This window comes from Geodermatophilus poikilotrophus, assembly GCF_900111455.1.
Lineage (GTDB): Bacteria > Actinomycetota > Actinomycetes > Mycobacteriales > Geodermatophilaceae > Geodermatophilus > Geodermatophilus poikilotrophus.
In genome coordinates, this window is sequence record NZ_FOIE01000004.1 from 279,623 (window position 1) to 299,093 (window position 19,471).

At 73.5% G+C, this 19,471-nt stretch carries 18 protein-coding genes; 8 read left to right on the plus strand and 10 right to left on the minus strand.

Annotated elements, in window-relative coordinates:
* Positions 1-114: 114 nt before the first annotated feature.
* The gene (locus BMW27_RS11280) at positions 115-786 is read right to left on the minus strand and encodes a DUF429 domain-containing protein (RefSeq protein WP_091443855.1); all 672 of its coding nucleotides are present in this window, start codon (positions 784-786) and stop codon (positions 115-117) included.
* Between the two features lie 26 nt (positions 787-812).
* Here BMW27_RS11280 and BMW27_RS11285 point away from each other — a divergent pair, with 26 nt between their 5' ends.
* Positions 813-1,304: a ribose-5-phosphate isomerase gene (locus tag BMW27_RS11285; RefSeq protein WP_091443858.1), complete on the plus strand. Its 492-nt coding sequence runs from the start codon at positions 813-815 to the stop codon at positions 1,302-1,304.
* A gap of 175 nt (positions 1,305-1,479) precedes the next feature.
* Here BMW27_RS11285 and BMW27_RS11290 read toward each other — a convergent pair whose 3' ends face one another.
* Both BMW27_RS11290 and BMW27_RS11295 read right to left on the minus strand, forming a co-directional pair.
* Entirely contained in the window at positions 1,480-2,721 is a 1,242-nt protein-coding gene (locus BMW27_RS11290) for a GNAT family N-acetyltransferase (RefSeq protein ID WP_091443861.1), read from the minus strand.
* A gap of 9 nt (positions 2,722-2,730) precedes the next feature.
* Positions 2,731-3,054, minus strand: a complete 324-nt coding sequence (locus BMW27_RS11295; RefSeq protein ID WP_217638123.1) for an aminoacyl-tRNA hydrolase — start codon at positions 3,052-3,054, stop codon at positions 2,731-2,733.
* Between the two features lie 182 nt (positions 3,055-3,236).
* On the opposite strand from BMW27_RS11295, the gene BMW27_RS11300 reads away from it, so the two are divergent.
* Together BMW27_RS11300 and BMW27_RS11305 are read left to right on the plus strand one after the other, a co-directional pair.
* On the plus strand, positions 3,237-4,880 hold the full coding sequence (locus BMW27_RS11300) for a hypothetical protein (protein ID WP_091443863.1): 1,644 nt from the start codon (positions 3,237-3,239) through the stop codon (positions 4,878-4,880).
* Between the two features lie 76 nt (positions 4,881-4,956).
* On the plus strand, positions 4,957-5,934 hold the full coding sequence (locus tag BMW27_RS11305; protein ID WP_175486479.1) for a sigma-70 family RNA polymerase sigma factor: 978 nt from the start codon (positions 4,957-4,959) through the stop codon (positions 5,932-5,934).
* Positions 5,935-6,051: 117 nt separating this feature from the next.
* Here BMW27_RS11305 and larE read toward each other — a convergent pair whose 3' ends face one another.
* Positions 6,052-6,903, minus strand: a complete 852-nt coding sequence (larE, locus tag BMW27_RS11310) for an ATP-dependent sacrificial sulfur transferase LarE (RefSeq protein ID WP_091443865.1) — start codon at positions 6,901-6,903, stop codon at positions 6,052-6,054.
* Between the two features lie 10 nt (positions 6,904-6,913).
* A complete protein-coding gene (gene larA, locus BMW27_RS11315) occupies positions 6,914-8,209 on the minus strand; it encodes a nickel-dependent lactate racemase (RefSeq protein ID WP_091443868.1) in 1,296 nt (431 codons plus the stop codon).
* Between the two features lie 143 nt (positions 8,210-8,352).
* Between larA and larB the strand changes: the two genes are divergently transcribed.
* A complete protein-coding gene (larB, locus tag BMW27_RS11320; RefSeq protein WP_091443871.1) occupies positions 8,353-9,063 on the plus strand; it encodes a nickel pincer cofactor biosynthesis protein LarB in 711 nt (236 codons plus the stop codon).
* On the plus strand, positions 9,060-10,277 hold the full coding sequence (gene larC, locus BMW27_RS11325; RefSeq protein WP_091443873.1) for a nickel pincer cofactor biosynthesis protein LarC: 1,218 nt from the start codon (positions 9,060-9,062) through the stop codon (positions 10,275-10,277). Before larB ends, larC begins: the two co-directional genes overlap by 4 nt.
* A gap of 405 nt (positions 10,278-10,682) precedes the next feature.
* Here larC and BMW27_RS11330 read toward each other — a convergent pair whose 3' ends face one another.
* Positions 10,683-11,816 carry a polysaccharide deacetylase family protein gene (locus BMW27_RS11330; protein WP_245743489.1) on the minus strand — a complete coding sequence of 378 codons (1,134 nt, stop codon included), beginning with the start codon at positions 11,814-11,816 and terminating at the stop codon, positions 10,683-10,685.
* Between the two features lie 1,235 nt (positions 11,817-13,051).
* Here BMW27_RS11330 and BMW27_RS11340 point away from each other — a divergent pair.
* The 3 genes from BMW27_RS11340 (at position 13,052) to BMW27_RS11350 (ending at position 15,057) form a co-directional block, all read left to right on the plus strand.
* Positions 13,052-13,303: a hypothetical protein gene (locus tag BMW27_RS11340; protein ID WP_091443877.1), complete on the plus strand. Its 252-nt coding sequence runs from the start codon at positions 13,052-13,054 to the stop codon at positions 13,301-13,303.
* A 358-nt stretch (positions 13,304-13,661) separates the two neighbouring features.
* Positions 13,662-14,168, plus strand: a complete 507-nt coding sequence (locus tag BMW27_RS11345) for a SixA phosphatase family protein (RefSeq protein WP_175486480.1) — start codon at positions 13,662-13,664, stop codon at positions 14,166-14,168.
* Between the two features lie 475 nt (positions 14,169-14,643).
* Positions 14,644-15,057, plus strand: a complete 414-nt coding sequence (locus tag BMW27_RS11350) for a DUF6640 family protein (RefSeq protein ID WP_139206880.1) — start codon at positions 14,644-14,646, stop codon at positions 15,055-15,057.
* Between the two features lie 1,078 nt (positions 15,058-16,135).
* Here BMW27_RS11350 and BMW27_RS24325 read toward each other — a convergent pair.
* The 4 genes from BMW27_RS24325 to BMW27_RS11365 all read right to left on the minus strand — a co-directional run bounded on the left by BMW27_RS24325 (position 16,136) and on the right by BMW27_RS11365 (position 19,338).
* Positions 16,136-16,519: a hypothetical protein gene (locus BMW27_RS24325; protein WP_281244749.1), complete on the minus strand. Its 384-nt coding sequence runs from the start codon at positions 16,517-16,519 to the stop codon at positions 16,136-16,138.
* Positions 16,516-17,004, minus strand: coding sequence for a UDP-N-acetylglucosamine 2-epimerase (locus BMW27_RS24490; protein ID WP_217638124.1), 489 nt, complete (start codon positions 17,002-17,004; stop codon positions 16,516-16,518). Before BMW27_RS24490 ends, BMW27_RS24325 begins: the two co-directional genes overlap by 4 nt.
* The gene (locus BMW27_RS24595) at positions 16,950-17,327 is read right to left on the minus strand and encodes a UDP-N-acetylglucosamine 2-epimerase (RefSeq protein ID WP_425431661.1); all 378 of its coding nucleotides are present in this window, start codon (positions 17,325-17,327) and stop codon (positions 16,950-16,952) included. Before BMW27_RS24595 ends, BMW27_RS24490 begins: the two co-directional genes overlap by 55 nt.
* 124 nt (positions 17,328-17,451) lie before the next feature.
* The gene (locus BMW27_RS11365; protein WP_139206881.1) at positions 17,452-19,338 is read right to left on the minus strand and encodes a hypothetical protein; all 1,887 of its coding nucleotides are present in this window, start codon (positions 19,336-19,338) and stop codon (positions 17,452-17,454) included.
* Between the last annotated feature and the right edge of the window lie 133 nt (positions 19,339-19,471).

Here is a 19,471-nt window from a genome sequence, read left to right on the forward strand (position 1 = left end):
CGTGTCGCACCACCACTCGCCGATGATCACGACGGGGGGTCAGGACCGCCCCGCAGTCGGGTCGAGCGGCGCCTGCCGTCGCACCTGCACCCGGGCGGTGACCTCGGTGAGCCTCTACCAGCAGATGCGCATCGGCCGGCCGCGGGCGTCGGTCGTGCCGTCCCCGACGCACTCGGCGGTCCCGTCGGCGACCCGTCGGGCCGACCAGGCGGCGGCGCAGGCGTCGAGCGAGTCCACGGCCGCCACCCGCGGCGGGGCGTCGAGCAGGGCCGCGTCGACGTCCATGACCGTGCGGAGGGCGGCCAGCCGACGCGCCATCCCGCGCGCGGTGACCTTGGCGTCCCCGAGCCCGGGGTCGAGTGCCCGGAAGGCCAGCTCGGGGTGCACCTCCACGACGTGGTCGGCCGGTGGGTCCCCGAGGGCGTCGTCCAGCGACCGGATGGCCTTCACCAGCTGGAACGACTGCGCGGACGGCGCACGCGGGGGATCGGTCGCCGCCCGGGAGAGCGCCCGGGCCTCGGCGTAGTCGTCGGTGGCGAGCACCGCCCGGACCGGGGTGGGGAAGACCGAGCTGCCCGCCCGGCCCAGCCGCCGCCGCGCCTCCACGTCGCACGCCCGCACGCCGTCGTCCGACAGCCCGATCGGCATGTCGATGCCGACCACGTCGACGTCCGGGACGGCGAGGACGGCCGGGACGTCGGCCAGGTCCAGCAGGCGGACCGAACGCCCCGCGAGCAGGGCCCCGACCCACCGGCCGCGCCAGCCGTCGACACCCAGCACCGCCACCCGGGCAGCCTGACAGACTCCCCGCCATGCGCGTCTTCGTCGGGACCGACCACGCGGGCCTGGAGTTCAAGGACCACCTCAAGCAGGCGCTGACCGACGCCGGCCACGAGCCGGTCGACTGCGGGGCGTTCGAGTACGACGCCGAGGACGACTACCCGCCGTTCTGCTTCGAGGTCGGCGAGCGGACGGTCACCGCGCCCGGCAGCCTCGGCGTGGTCATCGGCGGCTCGGGCAACGGGGAGCAGATCGCGGCCAACAAGGTGCCCGGGGTGCGCGCCGCACTCGTCTGGAACCGGGAGACGGCGGAACTCGCCCGCCAGCACAACGACGCCAACGTCGTCTCGATCGGCGCCCGGCAGCACAGCGTCGAGGAGGCCACCGAGCTGGTGCTGCACTTCCTCGCGACGCCGTTCAGCGGCGAGGAGCGGCACGTCCGCCGGATCGGGCTGGTCAGCGACTACGAGCGCGACCGGCACCGCCCGGCCGGCGGACTGCCCACCCGCGACGACCCCCGGTAGCCGAGCCGCTGACCCCTGACCCGGGCCGGGCCGGGGCCTACTCGCGGGCGAGCTGCTCCGGTGGGGCCGCGACCCGGTGGTCCGGCGGGCCCTCCTGCCCCACCTGGGCCTCCTGCTCGACCGTCGCGCTCGCGCAGGGCCCTGAGCCCGGTCCGTCGGCCGCCGGGTGCGCGGGTCAGAACTCGTCCGGGCACCAGGGCGTGACCGGCCAGCGGAACGCCGTCCCGGCCTGGGTGACCGCGCCCGGGCTCACCTCGGTGACCCGGCCGGCCGCCTGCAGCGTCGCCAGCGACACCCCGCCGAGGTGGGCCGCCGCCAGGGCCTCGACGTCCAGCACCAGGTCGGGGTCGGCGTCGGTCTGCGAGCAGAAGGCGCCGGCCGGGTGGCCGACCAGCGACCAGCGGCCGTCGTTCCACGGGCAGAACCGGTCGCGCACCTCGAGGACGAGGTTGACCGGCGCCGGGTAGCGGCGGGCGGCCAGCGCGCGGCCGACGTCGACCAGCCGCACCCACAGCGCGTCGTACGGCTGCGAGCGCAGCGCCCGCGGTTCGGCCAGCAGGTGCCGCAGCGGGTCGTCCGGCGAGGCGGTCGGGGCCCGCACCGTGCGGACGAGGTCCAGCGACAGCAGGAACCGCCACAGTGCCGCGTAGGCCGGCGTGGTCAGGCTGCGCACCTCCTCGACGACGACCGTGCCGTCGGGCTGGCCGTCGTCGGTCCACGCCGAGCGGACCCGGTAGGCGGCGTAGCCGGTCGCCGTCCCGTCGGGCTCGACGTGCCGCAGGAACCGCCGCTCGGAGGCGCCCTGACGCTCCGCGGGCTCGTCGCGCAGGCCGCGGTCCCACCACCGGGAGTCACGGTCGAGGTTGCCGGGCACGACCCGGCGCACCCGGTCGTGCAGGCCCACGGCGGCCGACCGGTACTCCTCGACGCCGACCTGCTCCACCCGCCCTTCGCCGAGGTCGACGTCCGGTCGCAGCGCCAGCCGGGCGACGTCGCCGGAGAGGTTGCCCCGCCAGGTGGCCGGCGCGTAGCCGAAGCGGCCGTAGATCGAGGACTCCGAGGCCCACAGCGCCGCCACCGGCTCGCGCCCCTGCTCGTGCAGCTCGGTGAGCTGCCGGCGCATCAGGGCGGTCAGCACGCCGCGGCGGCGGTGGCTGGGTGCGACGCTCACCCAGGTCACGGCCGCACAGGGGACGACGCCGCCGGGCACGGTGAGCTCCCGGCTGTAGACGCCGGCCGTCGCGACGACCCGGTCGCCTTCCCACAGCCCCAGCGAGCGGTCCAGCTCGGCGTGCGCGGGGACGGCGTCGACGAAGGACGCCGGCGGCTCCTCGGCGAACGCGGTGAACAGGGCCCGGCTGAACACCGGCCACTCCTCGGGCGTGGCGGGGCGCAGCCGGTCGGCGAAGTCGGTCACCGGAGCTGTCTACCGGGAGCTGCTGACCTCGTGCGACCCGTCATCGGTCCCGGAGCCGTCGTCCCGGGGCGGCGGACCAGCGCGGCGGACCAGCGCGGCTCCTGCGGTCAGGGTCCCGGGCGCCACCTCGGTGCGCCCGGCGTCCCGGACGACGACGTCCATCGCGGCGACCTCGTCCGGCCGCCCGCCGAGCACGACGACCCGTCCGTGCGGGATGCCGAAGGCGGCCAGTGCGGCGTGAACGGCCTGCGCAGCGGCCTTGTGCCGGGACATGGACACGTTGGTGTTGACGAGGATGCGGACCTCGGGGTCGCCGGCAGCGTCCGGTCGCACTTTGGCTGTCCTCCAGGGTCCGGCCGGCCGGGCAGCGCGCGTCCGGCGTCGCGGTCTGCGATGCTCCCGAGCCGGGTGGGCCGCTGTCCAGGGCCGTTGCGTCGCTAGGGTCGCCGGGAGCCGGGCGCGGCCGATGCCGTCGTGCTCCTGCGCGACCGTGCGCCCGGCGGGGGGAGGGAGCAGTGCGCTCTCCGACGGTGCCGATCGCCCTGACCGCGGCGCTGCTCGTCAGCGGCTGCGGGGCGGCCTCCGGCGAGGAGGCCGAGGACGCCGGCGTCACGACCTCCGCGCCCGACGCCCGCCTCACCCTCGTCGCCGACGAGGACCCGGTCGCCTCCGCCGCCTCCGCCAGCCGGGCCCTGTTCGACGGCGCGGACGTCGTCGTCGTGGCCCGCGACGGCGACGCCGCCGGCACGCTGCTCGGCGCCTCGGCCGCCACCGGCCTCGGCGTCCCGCTGCTGCTCGAGCCGGCCGGGGGCGGACCGGCCGACGCGCTCACCACCGAGCTGGAGCGCCTGGGGACGACGACGGTGCTCGCCGTCGGAGCGGCCGAGGGCGGCGCCGACGGCGAGGGCGGCCCCGAGGTGGTCGCGGTGCCGGCCACCCCCGAGGCCGTCGCCGAGGTCACCGGGCTGGAGCTGGGCGAGGCGCAGCAGGTGGAGGCCGACGGGGCGGCCGGCGCGGTCGCCGAGCTCGACCCCGAGCAGCCGGCAGCCCTGCAGCCCGCCGGCGCCGCGCCGGCCGGCGGCGAGGCCGGGGACGGCGAGCTGCCCGCGGTCGAGCGCGCCGAGCCGCTCGACGGCACCGTCGTCGTGACCACCGGCGCCCCGGAGGCGCTGGCCGGCGTGGCCACCGCCCGGGCGGCCGGGGCACGGGTGCAGCTGACCGGCGGCGGCACCGACCCGCGCGGGTCGGCGGAGCTGGTCGAGCTCATGGCCGAGCAGCAGCCGGAGACGGTCGTGGCGCTGGGCTCCGGGTTCGCCGCGGAGGAGGGGCTGGACTGGAAGCTCGAGACGGCGGCCGCCGGGGAGCAGCTGCCCGGCGGGGGTCAGCTGCTCTTCCCGGGGCACTTCCTCGTCGCCCTCTACGGCAGCCCGGGCGGTGGGGCACTCGGCGTCCTCGGCGAGCAGGACCTGCCGGCCTCCGTCGAGCGGGCGCAGGCCCACGCTGCCGACTACGAGCCGCTGGTGCAGGACGCGACCGTCGTCCCCGCCTTCGAGATCATCGTGACCGTGGCCTCGTCGGTGGCCGGCCCGGACGGCAACTACTCCACCGAGCTGCCCGTCGAGGACGTGCGCCCGTGGGTCGAGGCGGCCGGGGAGGCGGGGCTCTACGTCGTCCTGGACCTGCAGCCGGGGCGGACCGACTTCCTGACCCAGGCCGAGCAGTACCGCTCGCTGCTGGAGCTCCCGCACGTCGGGCTGGCGCTGGACCCGGAGTGGCGGCTGCGCCCGGACCAGGTCCACCTGCAGCAGATCGGCCAGGTCGGCATCGACGAGGTCAACCGGGTGGTGACCTGGCTGGCCGACCTGACCCGCGAGAACGACCTGCCGCAGAAGCTGATGATCCTGCACCAGTTCCAGGTGCGGATGGTCCCGGGCCGCGAGCAGCTGGACACCTCCCGCGACGAGCTGGCGCTCATGGTGCACGTCGACGGTCAGGGGTCGCAGCCGGCCAAGCAGGACACGTGGCGGACGCTGCGGCAGACCGAGCCGGACGAGGTCGCCTGGGGCTGGAAGAACTTCTACGACGAGGACGTCCCGATGCTCACGCCGGAGCAGACCGTCGCCGTCGAGCCGCGCCCGGACCTCATCAGCTACCAGTAGCCGGCCGGGTGACGGGACCTGCCGTTCCGTCGGTGTCCTGTGGTGAGCTGTCGCGGCCCACGCCGGAGGAGGACCCATGACGACCGTGCTGACCGACGAACTGGACCCGCGGCTGCTCGAGCACCGGCGGGAGCTGACCGGCTACTGCTACCGGATGCTGGGGTCGGCGTTCGACGCCGACGACGCCGTGCAGGAGACGATGGTCCGCGCCTGGCGGGGCCTGGGGGACTTCGAGGGTCGGTCGGCGCTGCGGTCGTGGCTGTACCGGATCGCGACGAACGTCTGCCTCGACCAGCTCTCCGGCCGGCAGCGGCGGGCGCTGCCCATGGACCTCTCCGGCTCGCCGTGGCAGCCGGTCGAGGCCTCGCTGGCCGCCCGCCGCCCGGCGACGGCGTGGGTGGAGCCGGTGCTCGACCGGATGGTCGTCGCCGAGGACGCCGACCCCGCCGAGCAGGCCGTGCAGCGGGAGTCGATCCGGCTGGCCTTCGTCTCCGCGCTGCAGCACCTGCCGCCGCGCCAGCGGGCCGTGCTGCTGCTGCGCGAGGTGCTGCGCTGGCGGGCCGAGGAGGTGGCGGGGCTGCTCGACACCACCGTCGCCTCGGTCAACAGCGCCCTGCAGCGGGCCCGCGCCACGATGGCCGCGGTCGGCGGCGAGGCCGAGACCGAGCCGCTGGACGACGTCCACCGGGCCCTGCTCGAGCGCTACGTCGACGCGTTCGAGCGCTACGACGTCGAGGGTCTGGTGTCGCTGCTGCACGAGGACGCGACCCAGCACATGCCGCCGCTCGAGATGTGGCTGCGCGGCCGGGCCGACATCGGCACCTGGATGCTCGGCCCCGGCGCGAAGTGCCGCGGCTCCCGGGTGCTGCCGACGACCGCCAACGGGGCGCCGGCGTTGGCGCAGTACCGCCCCCGCGCCGGCGGCGGGCACGAGCCGTGGGCGCTGCACGTGCTCGAGGTGCGCGCCGGCCGCGTCGCGCACATCTCCAGCTTCCTCGACCTCGACAACGACCTGTTCCGCCGGCTCGGCCTGCCCGTCGAGCCGCCGGCCTGAGAGAGGACCCCTGGGAGGACCCCGTCCCCCTCACCGCTCGCAGGCTCGCGGCGAGCCTCTGGACGGGGCCGGCCCGGGCGGGGCCGCGGCGGGACCGGTAGGGCCACCAGCGCCGGGTCACCCCTCGCGGACGCCCACCAGCGGCAGGGTGAAGGCGCCGGACTGGATGCCGGCCAGGTCCACGGCGAGGAACCGGAAGCCGGCCGCGCGCACCACCCGGATCGCCTGCTCGCGCAGCGGGTCCGCGACGAGCGCCGGCAGGTCCTCGACCGCGACCTCGAGGCGGGCGACGTCCCCGTGGTGGCGGACCCGCAGGTCCCGGAGGCCGAGCCGCCGCAGCCCGGCCTCGGCCTGCTCCACCTGGGCGAGCTTCTCGGGTGAGACCTCGCTGTGGTGCGGGATCCGCGAGGCCAGGCAGGGTGCCGCGGGCTTGTCCGCGCAGGGCAGGTCGAGCGCGCGGGCGATCCGGCGCACCGCGGCCTTGTCCAGGCCGGCGTCGGCCAGCGGGCGCAGCACGGCGTGCGCCGTGGCCGCGCGGGACCCGGGGCGATCCGGTCGCCGGGCGTCGTCGGCGTTCTCCCCGTAGGCGACCGCGGTCAGGCCGTACCGGGACACGACGTCCTGGGAGATCCGCTCGAACAGCTCGTCCTTGCAGTGGAAGCAACGGTCCGGGCCGTTGCGCCGGTAGTCGGGCCGGTCGCCCTCGAAGGTGGGCACCTCCACCACGGGCACCCCGACGTGCGCGGCGACCCGGTGCGCGGCCTCCCGCTCGTCGGACGCGAGGCTGGGGGAGACGCCGAGGAGGGCGAGCACCCGGTCGGGGCCGAGGGCCTCGGCGGCGAGGGCGAGCAGCACCGAGGAGTCGACACCGCCGGAGAACGCGACGCCCAGCCGCGCCGTGCCGGTCAGCCCCTCCCGGAGGCCGTCGACCGCCCGGCGGTCCTCCGGCTGCAGTGACGTCAGGGACACGTGCTGCGCCTCAGCTGATGTCGGCGAGGAGCTCGGAGCTCACGTACGGGATGGTCTGCGGCCCCTCGGGCAGGACGCACACCCGGGCGTCGGGCCCGGCCGCGTCGAGCAGCTCCCGGACCGTGGCCCCGATGTCGTGGGTCTGCTCCAGGTGGGCCGCCTCGAGGGCGTGGTCGGAGAGGTAGGAGGTGTGCATGATGACCCGCACCCGGCTCTGGATCTTGGCCTGCACCTGCACCTGCCACTGGTCGGGCACGGTCTTCGGCCGGTTCTCGATCAGGTCGAGCAAGGCCTGGGGGGACTGCGCGGACTCGAGCACCTCGCGGTAGGAGCCGTGGTTGGGGAACCCGTCCCGGCACTCGGCCGCGCAGACGATCGCGCCGCCGTCCTTGACCACCGTGGCCGCCGCGGAGATGCCCTTCACGGCCTGGTAGAGGTTCTGGTCGAGGGGGAAGCCGGAGTTGGTCGTGACCACCACGTCGAAGGGCTCCGGCACCGGGGCCATCGCCAGCTCCCGCGCGGCCTCGCGGGCGGCGGCGTGCATGGCGAAGAGCTCCCCGGCGAACGCGCCCACCACCTGTTGGTCCCGGTTGAGGGTGACGTCGAAGCCGAAGTGCACCCCACCGACCGCCGCGACGACCGCGCGGATGTCGTCGTGGACGGGGTTGCCCTCGCAGACGCCCCACACGGCCTGCGGTGAGCCGATGCGCTCGGCGTCGTGCAGGGTCAGCACGGTCTCCAGGCCGGCCAGCCCCGGGACGGCGAGCTTGGGGCCCCCGCTGAAGCCTGCGAAGAAATGCGGCTCGACGAACCCCGTGGTGATCCGCACGTCGGCGTCGACCCAGTGGCGGTCGAGCCAGACCGGCACGCCGTTGCCGTGGGTGCCCATCCAGACCAGGGAGTCCTGGTCGCGCGCGTCGTGGTTGAGGACGTGGACCCGGTCGACGACGTCGTCGCCGAGCATGCTGCGCAGCTCGGCCTCGGTGTTGCCGCGGTGCGTGCCCGTGGCCACGAGGATCACCACGTCGTCCAGGGAGACGATCCCGTCGAGCTCCTCGAGCACGGCGGGGACCATGAGGTCCCGCGGCTGGGCGCGGGTGCCGTCGCAGACCGAGATGGCCACCTTCTGCCCCGGTCGCACGATCTCGCGCAGCGGCGGCCCGGCCACCGGTTGACGCAGGGCCGACCGCAGGACCGCGGCCGGGTCCTCCGCGCCGGGCACGTAGCGGGGCTCGACGACCGTCGTCCGGTCGTCCGGCAGGTCGACGGTCAGGCCCTGCTCGCCGTAGGCCAGTTGCACCCTCATGTGGATCACCCGTCCGGTCGCTGGCGCGTGCTCGGACCCTAACCGGGACCGCGGGTCCCGGCGCCGTCGCGTGCCGTACCGGCAGCGGACCGCCCGCGTGGCCCCGCTGCGGGCAGCCGGCCGCTGCCGTGCAGGATGCCGCTGTGGACGGCGAGGAACGCGACCCGGGGTACGTCGACCTCGGGTTCGCGCGGGTGGACACCGACCGGCTGTCCCGGACCGGGGACCCGGAGGTCGTCTACGCCGCCGGGAAGACGCCGGAGGAGGTCGTCGCCATCGTCGGGACGCTCCGCGCGGCGGCTCCGCACCGGCCCGCGCTCGTCACGCGGGCGGACCCGGCGACAGTGGCGGCGGTGCGGTCGCGGTGGCCCGACGCCCGGGTGGAGGCGACGACGGTGGTCGTCGGGGACCTGCCGCCGGCCCGGGGACTGGTCGCGGTCGTCTCGGCCGGGACGTCGGACGCGGCGGTGGCGACCGAGGCCGCGACGACGGTGCGGGTGTTCGGCGCCGACGTCGTCCGGGTGGTCGACGTGGGGGTCGCCGGACTGCACCGCGTGCTCGACGCCCGGCCGGTGCTCCAGGACGCCGACATCGTGGTCGTGGTGGCCGGGATGGAGGGCGCGCTGCCCAGCGTGATCGGCGGGCTGGTCGGCACACCGGTGGTCGCGGTGCCGACCAGCGTCGGCTACGGGGCCAGCTTCGGCGGTCTGTCCGCGCTGCTGGGGATGCTGAACTCCTGCGCCGCGGGCGTGGTCGTCTGCAACATCGACAACGGGTTCGGTGCCGGGGTGTTCGCCGCGCGGGTCGCGCGCAGCATCCACGCCGGCGGCTCCGGCGTCGGAGAGCCGCGGTGACCCCGGTCGGGTGGCTGGACCTCGGCAACGGCGTGGCGGGCGACATGCTGCTGGGCGCCGTGGTGGACGCAGGCGTGCCGCTCACCGACATCGCCGCCGCGCTGGAGCCCCTGCAGCTGCCCATCACGCTGCGCGCCGAGGACGTGCGGCGCGGCGGGCTGCGGGCGGTCCGGGTGGTGGTGGAGGCCCCGGAGGAAGGCCAGCCCGCGCGCCGCTGGTCCGACGTCCGCCGGCTGCTCGCGCGGCTCCCCGAGCCGCTGCGCTCCTCGGCGGTCGAGGTGTTCGGCGCGCTCGCGCGGGCGGAGGCGGCGGTGCACGGCGTGGCCGAGGAGGACGTGCACTTCCACGAGGTGGGCGCGCTGGACGCGGTGGCCGACGTCGTCGGGGTCTGCGCCGGGATGGCCGCGCTGCACCTGGACCGGGTGGTGGCGTCGCCCATCGCCCTCGGCGGCGGGACGGCGCGGACGGCGCACGGGACGATCCCGGTCCCCGGACCGGCCGTGCTGGCCCTGCTGGAGGCGGCGGCGGCGCCCGGGCGAGGCGGCCCGGACGAGGTCGAACTGGCCACGCCGACCGGGGTCGCGCTCGCCACCACGCTGGCGGACGGGTTCGGTCCGCTGCCGGCGCTGCGCCCGACGGCCACCGGCACCGGCGCCGGCACCCGGGACCCCGCCGGCCGGCCCAACGTGGTGCGCCTGGTCGTGGGCGAGGCCGACGACGCCTTTCCCGGGGGGCTGGACACGACGACGGCGGTGGTGCTCGAGGCCAACGTCGACGACCTGGACCCGCGCGCCTGGCCGCTGGTCCTCACCGCCCTGCTCGACGCGGGCGCCCTCGACGCCTGGCTGACCCCCGTGCTGATGAAGAAGGGCCGACCGGCGCACGTCGTGGCGGCGCTCGCCGGTCCGGCCGAGGTGGCCCGGGTCCGGGACGTCCTGCTGCGCGAGACCACGACCCTCGGCGTCCGCGAGACGTCGGTCGTCCGGCACGCCGTCCGGCGCACGTTCGGCACCGTCGACGTCGACGGGCACCCGGTCGCCGTCAAGCTCGGGTGGGCGGGCGACGGCTCGGTGCTCAACGCCATGCCCGAGTGGGAGGACGTCGCCCGGGCCGCCGCCGAGCTAGGCCGGCCGGTCAAGCAGGTGCTGGCGCAGGCCGTCGGGCTCGCCGAGGCACTGGCGGCCGACGCCCGGCGCCCGCCCGCTCGGGAGTGATGCTCGGTGGACCGGGCCGCGCACCGGCCAGCGGCCCGGGATCAGGGGAGGGGAGCAGGCGCTGGTCGTTGCTGCAACGCGCACCCCGGGCGTGTCAGGAGCGGGAGTCCGTACACGCTCGGCGCCGACTCCTGCCCACCTCGCCCCGGGGTTGCGCGTGCCGTACAGCCGGTTCGCCGTGGGGTCAGGTCAGCCCGCTGCAGTGTCCGGGGTGGTGCTGCCGGTCTCCCACTGAGCGGTGAGGCCGTCGATGAGCCACGGCCGGTCCGCGCTGTCGCCCCGATCGAGGTAGAACGTCGACGTCTGTGCCCCCCGGTACCAGGCCCGGAACCGGACCCTTCCGTGGCCCCGCCCGCAAGGACCTCCACGCGGCATGGTGGGCCCTGACGGACACCACGGCCATGATCAGGACGCCAGGAAGATGGGCCATCCGTCGGGAGGTGGTTGCCCCGGGGAGAGCGTCCTCAGCCGGGCGAGCGTGGTCGGGTCCTGGACCTCCAGCCAGGCGACGAGTTGGCGGAAGGACACCAGCCGCACGTCAGGCTGTTCGGCCATCTGGCGCAGGGCCTCCTCGACGGCGTCCATGTAGATGCCGCCGTTCCACTGCTCGAAGTGGTTGCCGATGAACAGCGGCGCCCGGTTGGTGGTGTAGGCGCGTTCGAAGCCCGCGAGGAAGGCGTCGCGGGCCTGGGCTCGCCAGGTCGGGTACATGCCCGGGTCGTCGTCCGTATCGCCGTTGGTCTGCTTGTACATGATGTTGTAGTCCATGGCCAGGGCGTGGCGGGCCTTACCGGCGGGGGCGTCGGGGAACGGCACAGCCTGCAGCGGGAAGTCCCACAGGCCCAATCGCCGGTCGGGCCAGATCTGCACTCCACCGGGTGAGCTGGCATCGTACTTCCAGCCCAGCGCAGCGGCGGTGGGCAGGAGCTGCTCCTGGCCCTGCAGGCAGGGGGTGCGGCCGCCGATGAGCTCGCGCTCGTAGTCGAAGGGGAGCGGCGCCACGTCGGGTCGGCCGGTCAGCCCGGTGGTGGTCTTCCAGGTCTGCACGAACCGCTTGGCCTGGGCGATCTCGTCGGCCCAGTCGGCCGGCGTCCACAGCGAGACCCCGTTGTCCCCGCAGAAGTGCCCGTTGAAGTGGGTGCCGATCTCGTGGCCGTCCAGCCAGGCGGCGCGGACCTCGCTCATGGTGGCGACGACCTCGGCGGTGGACAGGAAGGTGATGTCCGAGGCGCCCACCGGATGCCGTGGCGGGGCGTACTGCATCCGTTGCTCGTCCGGCAGGGCGTAGATGCCGCTGAGGAAGAAGGTCATCGCCGCGCCGTACTCGGCCGCCAGCGAGCGGAACCGCGGGAACAGCCCGGTCTCCAGGTTGGCGGCTCCGTCCCAGGAGAAGACGACGAACTGCGGCGGCGTCTGTCCTGGCTCGAGCCGCTGGGGCACTGGCTGGTGCGGCTGGGGACCGGTGTCGGCGGTCGACCCGTCGCCGATGAGCCGCCCGGTCCGGTCACCGCTCCCAGCAGCAGAGTCGTACTCGGTCAAGCCACGACCCAGCCCGATCCCCAGCACTGCTACCGACGCATACTCCAGGAACTCCCGCCGAGACAACCCGCTCATGTGGCCGAGCCCTTCCGCTTGGCATCGTGTGCGGATGTCGAGTCCGACCGGGCTCGAACGGCATCCGCACGTCGGCCGCGACCGCCAGCATCAGCGCGGCCGGCTGCTCGTGGACGAAGCGGTCGCGGGGCCATCGTTCACGCGCTCCGGGGATCAGCCGGTGGTGACACGCCGAGCATCTGGACGACTGTCCGCGGACCCGTCACGAGGTGTCCCCGTCGAGTGCCGTCCGGCCCGGATGCGGGCCCGGTCGCGCAGCACGTCATGGACGCGGGCGCACGCGCCGGCAGCCGCCCAACGGCAGGACAGCCCATCGACGGTCCTGGTGGGTGGGAGCTCCGCGGGTAGCTGCCGCCAGGCCAGCCCGCCGCGGACCAGGGGAAGATGGCATCCAGCATGCGGCGGCGCGGGTGCTCCTCCGGCCGTCCACCGTGGCCGGCGGTGTTGCCCGGCGCCGGCAGCGCCCGATGAGCCTTCTCATCAGGAGTCCACACCCACTTGAAGGGCGCGGTTGGCGTCGCTGAGGTTCCTCTCCAGGAATCCGTGACCGTCGAGGGCTGCGATCGACGCCGCTTACCAAGCCTGCAGCCAGTTGTCGGGGACTTCCAGTGCGGCCTCCGGAAACAGGCTCCCGCCAGAGGCGCTCGGCGGACTCGCGGCGCCGAACTGCGGAGATGCCTCTCCTGTCCGTCCGTGAACGGCGGATACTGGTGAGGAAGCTCAGTGTGTTGCTGCAACCGCTGGTGATTCACTGAATGACTGCTCATGTGCACCATGCGCTGTGCATCGGAGTCCATGCGAAGTCGCTCGGCTGCCGCGGTCTTCGCTTCCAGTCCTTGGCGTTCTCCCGGTGACGCTCGTAGTTGCACCACCTGAGACCGTGCTGCAGGAAGCGCGTGGGCGCGAGTGCAGCCCGACGAGCTCCAGGTCTGGGCCGGTCTCGGTAATCGAAGTTGTGCGCCTGCTCGCGTCAGGTTCGGTGGCCGTTCCCGGGGAGGATGCACCAGGTGAAGCGGTCAAACAGTGGGTAGTTCGCATTGGTCGTCATGCCGGCCTTGCCCCGCAAGGTCCGAAGGCAGGTCATATTTCTACACATCGGTTGGCCTCTGCTGCGGATTGCCGTTCTCGCGGATGTTTTTGACGATGTTGTAAGATGCACCATGAAGTCGACCATCCTCTGGCCCCTGGTCGTCGGTGCTGTCGTCGCACTCGTGCTGGTCGTTACGGCCGTCAGTTTGTCGGCGTCTGGCTTCGAGTTGGACGTGGAACGGTGGGTGCTCATCGGCGCCTTCTTGGTTGTCATCTCCATGGCAGCTGCAGCGGTGGTCTCTGCGCTCAACGCGCTCAAGGAAGTCCGCGAGCGGTCGCCGGGAGACGACAGCGGGAGCAATATGTCCGGTGGTTCGTCCTAGCGGTGCCCATGCCCACCTCGGGTCTCCTTGGCATGTATGAGGCGGGCGGGCTGCACCGGGGGCTCCGGCACTCCGTGTACCCCTCGATGAAGACGAGCGAGGAGTCCGTGATCTTGTAGCCGACGACGTCGCCGGCTCGCAGTGCCAAGGGTCCTCCAGCCCGTCTCCGAAGGCATGACGGGCTGCTTGACCTGCAGCACCCTCGGAGCGGCTGACGGGATCGAACCCGCATGGCCAGCTTGGAAGGTGCTTCGAGCTCCGGAGGCGGCAGCGGCGACCGCGCACTGGGGCCGAGGCTCTGAACGGGCGGCCCCATGCACCGGCTGAGCAACGCGCGGATGGGTGCCAGACTCGACCGGTGCGGCCGCGTCAACTCCTGCTGATTCGCCATGCCAGGGCCGCCGGCGGCCCGGTCGACCTGGAGCGGCCACTGACTGCCGAAGGCGCGCAGCAGGCCGCGGCGCTCGGCGCCTGGCTGGAGCACGCCGGTCTGGTGCCTGACCGGGTGCTCGTGTCCCCTGCCCGCCGCGCGGTACAGACCTGGGAACAGGCCGGCGCCGCCGTGTCACCAAGAGTGCAGCCGATCAGCGACGCGCGGATCGGTGACAACACCGTCGATGCGCTGCTCGCGGCGATCCGGGAGACCCCGGAGGACGTGCGGTCGGTGGCCGTCGTCGGGCACAACCCCTCGATCGGTGAGCTGGCGGGCGTCCTCGACGACGGTCGGAGCGATCCGGTGGCGCGACGTGGCGTCGAGTCCGGGTTCCCGGCCGGGGGTGTGGCGGTGTTCGACGTCGCCGTGTCCTTCGCCGCCGTCGGGCCGGGCGCGGCGACGTTGAGGAACTTCAGGGTGCCCAGCGACTGAAGGGTCCGGCTCTACGTCCGCCCCCGCGCATGTGGGACGAGGGAGCGCCTGGCGGAGGCGATGCGCCGAGGACCCGGTTACCAGCATGGCGTGGCGTGCCGCGGTCACCATGCAAGAGCCGTGACCTCTGGTAGAGCCGCCGAGTGCCCAGTCGATGCAGAAGGAGCCGTCGAATGAACCAGTTGACGCTGACTGGTCACGCCGCCACGTCCACCGGCGCGCCGACGCCGGCTCACCGTCTCCTCGAGGAGGTGTGAGCGTTCCACCTGTCCGCATCTCCGTGCGGGTCGGCCCCCCTGGTGTCCCGGTCCGGCCGAGCCGACGCTGGTGCAGCAGGCCGTCGCGCTTCGGCGGGGCGCGGCATCAGCAGCCGGCCCGCGTCGTCACCCGCCCGGGCGGGCCACGATGACGGCAACACCGAAGGCCGCGCCCGCCGCCCCCGCCCGGCGGTGGCGACGCGGAGCGAGGAGGAGCGATGAGAACGAGTCGGCTGGTGCTGACCGGCGCCGCAGTCGGCACGATCCTGGGCACGGCGCGCGCGGACCTGAACGCCACCCATGTGTTCAACCCGAACTGGCCCCCGCACGCCCGATTCCACGGCGCCGCCGGCTGGGGCACGGTCGCCGGCGCCCAACTGCTCGCGCTGTGGCTGCTGTGGCGACCGGCGTCCTCCACCGCCGAGCAGGAGCTGGCGGCCAAGACCGCTGCGCTGCTGCCGGCGGTCGCGTGGGCGCCGTTCTTCGGCGCGCTGGCCACGCCCGGCACCGCGGTCGAGGACCAGCCCGGGCACCTGCCGCGGGTGGCCGGCGTGCCGCTCAACCTGGTTCCCGCGACCCTCGTGCCGGCCGTTGCGGCCCTCGGGTACCTGCTGCACCGCCGGGGGCTGTAGCGCATCCACGCCGCGCGGGTCGGTCACCGCTGGAGCTCCGCCACCTCGTCGAGCCGGTCGAGCTCGTGTGGGGGTTGCGGACCGCGTACATGCGGGTGATTCGCCCATCCTTGACGACGAAGGTGATCGCCGTGTCGGACGTCGTGGTGGCTGGTCCAGGCCCTGGTCAGCGCCGCCGCCGGCCTGATCGGCAACCCGACGACGTGCTCGTGCGCCGACTCGGGGTCGACGAGCACCGCTACCGGCAGGTGCGGTTCTTCCGCGACGCGGACGGCAGCTGGCGGCGCTACGAGCTGTAGGCAATCACCTGGTTGACGCCGACACCGTGGAGTGCCCAGCGTGGTCGACGGCCAGGACTCGGTCGGCGTGAGGGCCTGGACACTCGCAGCGGGGCCTGGCGGGCCGCGTGGAAGTCCTCGCCATCGTCATCGACAGCCGTTCCACAGCCGAGCGCCTCACGGTCCGGTAGAGGAGATCGCCTGGCGGATCGCCGCTCGGCACGGGCTCGAGCTCACCGCGTGACCAGTTGTGGTCACGGGCAGGCCCCGAGGCGGGCGAACGAGGCTGCGACCTGGCCGTATGGGCCTGTCCGGCGTGACCGATCCATGACTGATGGGGCGGAAAAGAGAGGTCTCCAGGGGCCTGGAACCGGCCCATTGGAGGGCTCTCCAGACCTACTCGAGAAGGGCTGACAAGCCTATCGACCTGCGGTTATGCGTGGAGCGGGTGACCGGGATCGAACCGGCATGGCCAGCTTGGAAGGCTTGGGACTCCGAGCGCCATACTCGCTGGTCAACGGCAAGTCAGGTGGCTGCCGTGCCTTTCGTATGCCTCAGCGCCGAATGGCCGGCCGGAGGAGCGGCCTCTCGCTGTCGCCGGCCAGCGGCCAGCGGCCAGCGGCCAGCGGCCAGTCGAGTACTGCAGTTCGCGGCGCCATTGCTGCCACTCCGGCCCGGAGGACCGAGTTCCTCTTGTCCTCTCCGTCCGGGACGGCTCATCGGACCGGTCATGCGGGACGGTGGCTGACTGGATGGCACTGTCCAGCGATATCTCCGGGGGTTCCTCTACCGAGACAGCGTCAGTCTGTGCAGTCGACCGCGACGGCGAGGTCTCCGCAGATCTGCCGAGACCTCACCGCGCGCGGGCGGCGTAGTCGCGACCGTCCGGCGGCTTCACTGAGCGACGCCAAGGCACCCCACTCGTCCGGTTCGTTGAGGGGGTGTTCGGCGTAGGCCGTGTAGCTCGCCTCGACTTCGGCCGACCGATAGCGCGCCACCAGCGCGCGCAGCGCCTCGTCGAGCTCCGCGACGTAAAGAAGGCCGACGCGCTCCGGAGGATCTCGTTGGCCCGGCGCAGCTCGCGGTTCTTCCGCTCCGGCGACCAGCCGGGCCGTTCGTCGGGGGCCAGACCCGGCGCGTTGCCGGCGTCGATGCGCGCCTACTGTACCCAGATTCGAGCTCATGAGTGAGCCGCCTGACGATTCGCACCGCGGCATCTCCTCGGCCGAACAAATCGGGCGGCGCGCTTGAGAGTGGATACTTTCGTCCGGTGAGCAGGTCCACGGCCACGGTCGTAGACCTGACGAGCGTCGGTACCGACCAGCTCGGCGGCACCACGCTCGATCGCTACTGGTCGCTCCGTCGTGCGGCGAAGCGCCAACACCGGCTTTTCCAGCACCGCGGCCTCCTCCTGCACGCCGCCGGAATCGGTCAGGACCAGATCCGAAGCAGACAGGGTGGCAACAAAATCGGCGTAGTCCAGCGGCCCGGTGAGCTGGACACCGTCCACTCTGCAGAGCTCAGGAACCAACGCCTCAGCAACTGCTGGATTCTGATGTACCGGCAGGATGATCTCGATATCCCCTCGCTGGGCAAGTTGGGCTGCAGCCCTCGCTAGGCAGCGCATCGGGTCGCCCTGGTTCTCGCGGCGGTGGAGGGTGACGAGCACTTTTCGACGGTGGAGCGGAACCGATCCGTTCCCCGTCGCTGATTCAGGATCCAGTGCAGGCTGTCGACTACTGTATTGCCGGTCACCTCGATACGGGTCGCGGGAATTCCCTCGGTGTGCAGATTGGCCGCCGCGACCGGAGTCGGTGAAAAGTGCCAGAATGCGATCTGGGAAATGATACGCCGGTTCAGCTCCTCGGGGAACGGGTCGTCGGGCCGACCAGACCGCAGGCCCGCCTCCACATAAGCAACCGGCACGCGTGCATAGAATGCAGATAGCGCCGCGCACATGGCGGTCGTGGTGTCGCCCTGGACCACGATCACATCGGGCCGCCGGCACCGGCCCGACCGTCAGCTCGACCCATCCGACCCAACTCCGAAGGACCCGTCTTCATCCTTGATCCGAGCATTGTGCAGTGTTCTTAAGGAGTCCGTGAATGCCCATCGACTACACGGCTCCGGTAGTAATCCCGAGCTTGCCGGCCTCGGTGCGCACCGTCGCGGTCGCCGCGTCGAGCTCGGTAAGCGCCGTCGTCGCCTCGTCCCGATAGACGGCCACATCCTTCTGGACCGCAGTGGCCAGGCGCTCGAACGTCGTGGTGAATCGGGAGATCGCCTGGGTGCTCCACCCGCGGACGGCGGCCGCGTGGGCCGCGCCGATCCGGTCGAGGTGCTCGGTGGTCCGGGACGCGGCGGCACGGTACTCCGCTCCGAGCCGTCCCTGGGGGCAGACCGGCGGGGCGGCGTGGGCGAGGGCGCACAAAGCAGGCAGCGGTGCGGCACCCGCCGTTCGCGCAAGGGCGGCGCGGGTGGCGGCCAGGGCTGCCACGGTGCGGGTCGACGACGGTGCCGCGATGAGCCCGGCGGAGACCGCGCGCTGTGCCCGGGCGAGGATGGCGTCTATCTCGCGGACGTGAGCGTCGGTGGCCGCACGGAACTCGGCGGTGGCCCCGTCGAGCGCCCGCCGGTGCCCGGCGAGCCGTGGCGCCGGCGCAACGGTGCCTGCGTTCCGGGCGGTCGCTGCGTCCACCGTGACCGCGCCCACCAGTCGGTCCGCGGCGTCGCGCATCCGCCCCGGGTGGGCGTCCTGAACTTGCGCGAGGGCGGCTTCGGCCCGCCGCAACGGCCCCGTCTTCACGGCATTGCTGGCCTTCCGTCCGCCCATGGCGCCTCCGATGCCACCGATGAGGGCTCCGACGGCGGTGCCGACGACGGGCACGGCGCTGCCGATGACGGCACCGGTGGCGGCGCCAATCGCTCCGCCGCCTCCGACGCCGCCAACGTCCAGCGAGAAATTGCGCGCCGCGCTGGCGGCCGTGGTCTTCTTCTTGTTGAGCAGCCGCACCTCTCTCATCCCGGAGAGGGCGACGGTGATGACCGGAAGGGGGCCGAGCGGACCGTCGAGGCCCGGCAGGTCAGGGATCGCCTCGGCGACGGCGCTACCGTGCTGGACGAGCAGGCCCAGTTGCTCGGCGACCTGCTCGGAGTGGCCCACCTGCTCGCCGAGCTCCTTCAGCCCGTGCAGGATCTCCTTCCCGCCCCACTTGGCGACGGCGACGGGCATGCCGCGCAGCCCGGTCGTCGTCAGCGCCTTCCCGACCTCCCCGAGCAGCCCGAGGTGGGGGAGCCCCGCAGCACCGATGCCGGGGACGATGTTGCCCAGCGCGTGCTCGACCGTCGCGTCGAGCGCGCCGGCGACGTCGACCGCGAACGCGGGATCGCCTAGTCGGGCTAGCACGGCGTCCTGCACCGCGTCCAGCGAGGCCGGCAGCGCGGCCATCACCGCCAGGCTCGCCACATCGTCGGTGGTCGAGCCCGCGGCAACGGCGAAGCCGCGAAGTGCCAGCTGCTCGATGCCGGCCACCGCCACGGATCGTCGCTGAAGGGTCTCGACGAAGGACTTCACCGGCTCCACGTCGCCACCCGGCGCCGCACCGTCCCGGGCGACCTCGGGGATCGGGTCGTCGAGGCACACCTCCGCCCGCCGGGTGGCCTCGTCCTGGGTCAGCAGCCGCAGGCCGGCGGTGAGCACTGGCGCTGCGGGCGACCCGCCGGGCAGTGCGTGGGCCGCGGCCTCCAGGGCCACGACCTCGGCGTATACGGCCTCGGCTTCGCGTCGGGCGCGGCGGGCCTCCTCCGCCCGACGGGCTTCATCCGCTCGTCGGGACTCTTCCGCATGGCGCGCCGACTCCTCGCGACGCGCCTCGTCGGAGGCGCTCGGAACAGACAGCGGCGGCTGCGAGCGCGAAGCCGGCGGGGACGTCTTGAGTCCGGCGATGGCCGCGACGGCGCCCACAAACATGATGAGGACCAGCAGGATCACGATGAGTTCCATGTCCGTCACCGCTTCTCGGTTCTGCTCTCCGCAGGGTAGAGCTCCGGGACGGGCGCCGAGATACCGCCGCGGATCGATCGCTGTTCGGCTGCAGTGAGATCTACTGTCAACAGTGTCGAGGCGCGAAGCCGGC

Excerpts from the sequence above, each read along its gene's own strand:
- BMW27_RS11285 (WP_091443858.1), top strand. The coding sequence starts at position 813 with ATGCGCGTCTTCGTCGGGACCGACCACGCGGGCCTGGAGTTCAAGGAC.
- BMW27_RS11305 (WP_175486479.1), top strand. The coding sequence starts at position 4,957 with ATGACGACCGTGCTGACCGACGAACTGGACCCGCGGCTGCTCGAGCAC.
- larA (WP_091443868.1), bottom strand. The coding sequence starts at position 8,209 with ATGAGGGTGCAACTGGCCTACGGCGAGCAGGGCCTGACCGTCGACCTG.
- BMW27_RS11340 (WP_091443877.1), top strand. The coding sequence starts at position 13,052 with ATGAAGTCGACCATCCTCTGGCCCCTGGTCGTCGGTGCTGTCGTCGCA.
- BMW27_RS11350 (WP_139206880.1), top strand. The coding sequence starts at position 14,644 with ATGAGAACGAGTCGGCTGGTGCTGACCGGCGCCGCAGTCGGCACGATC.
- BMW27_RS24325 (WP_281244749.1), bottom strand. The coding sequence starts at position 16,519 with ATGAGCTCGAATCTGGGTACAGTAGGCGCGCATCGACGCCGGCAACGC.
- BMW27_RS11365 (WP_139206881.1), bottom strand. The coding sequence starts at position 19,338 with ATGGAACTCATCGTGATCCTGCTGGTCCTCATCATGTTTGTGGGCGCC.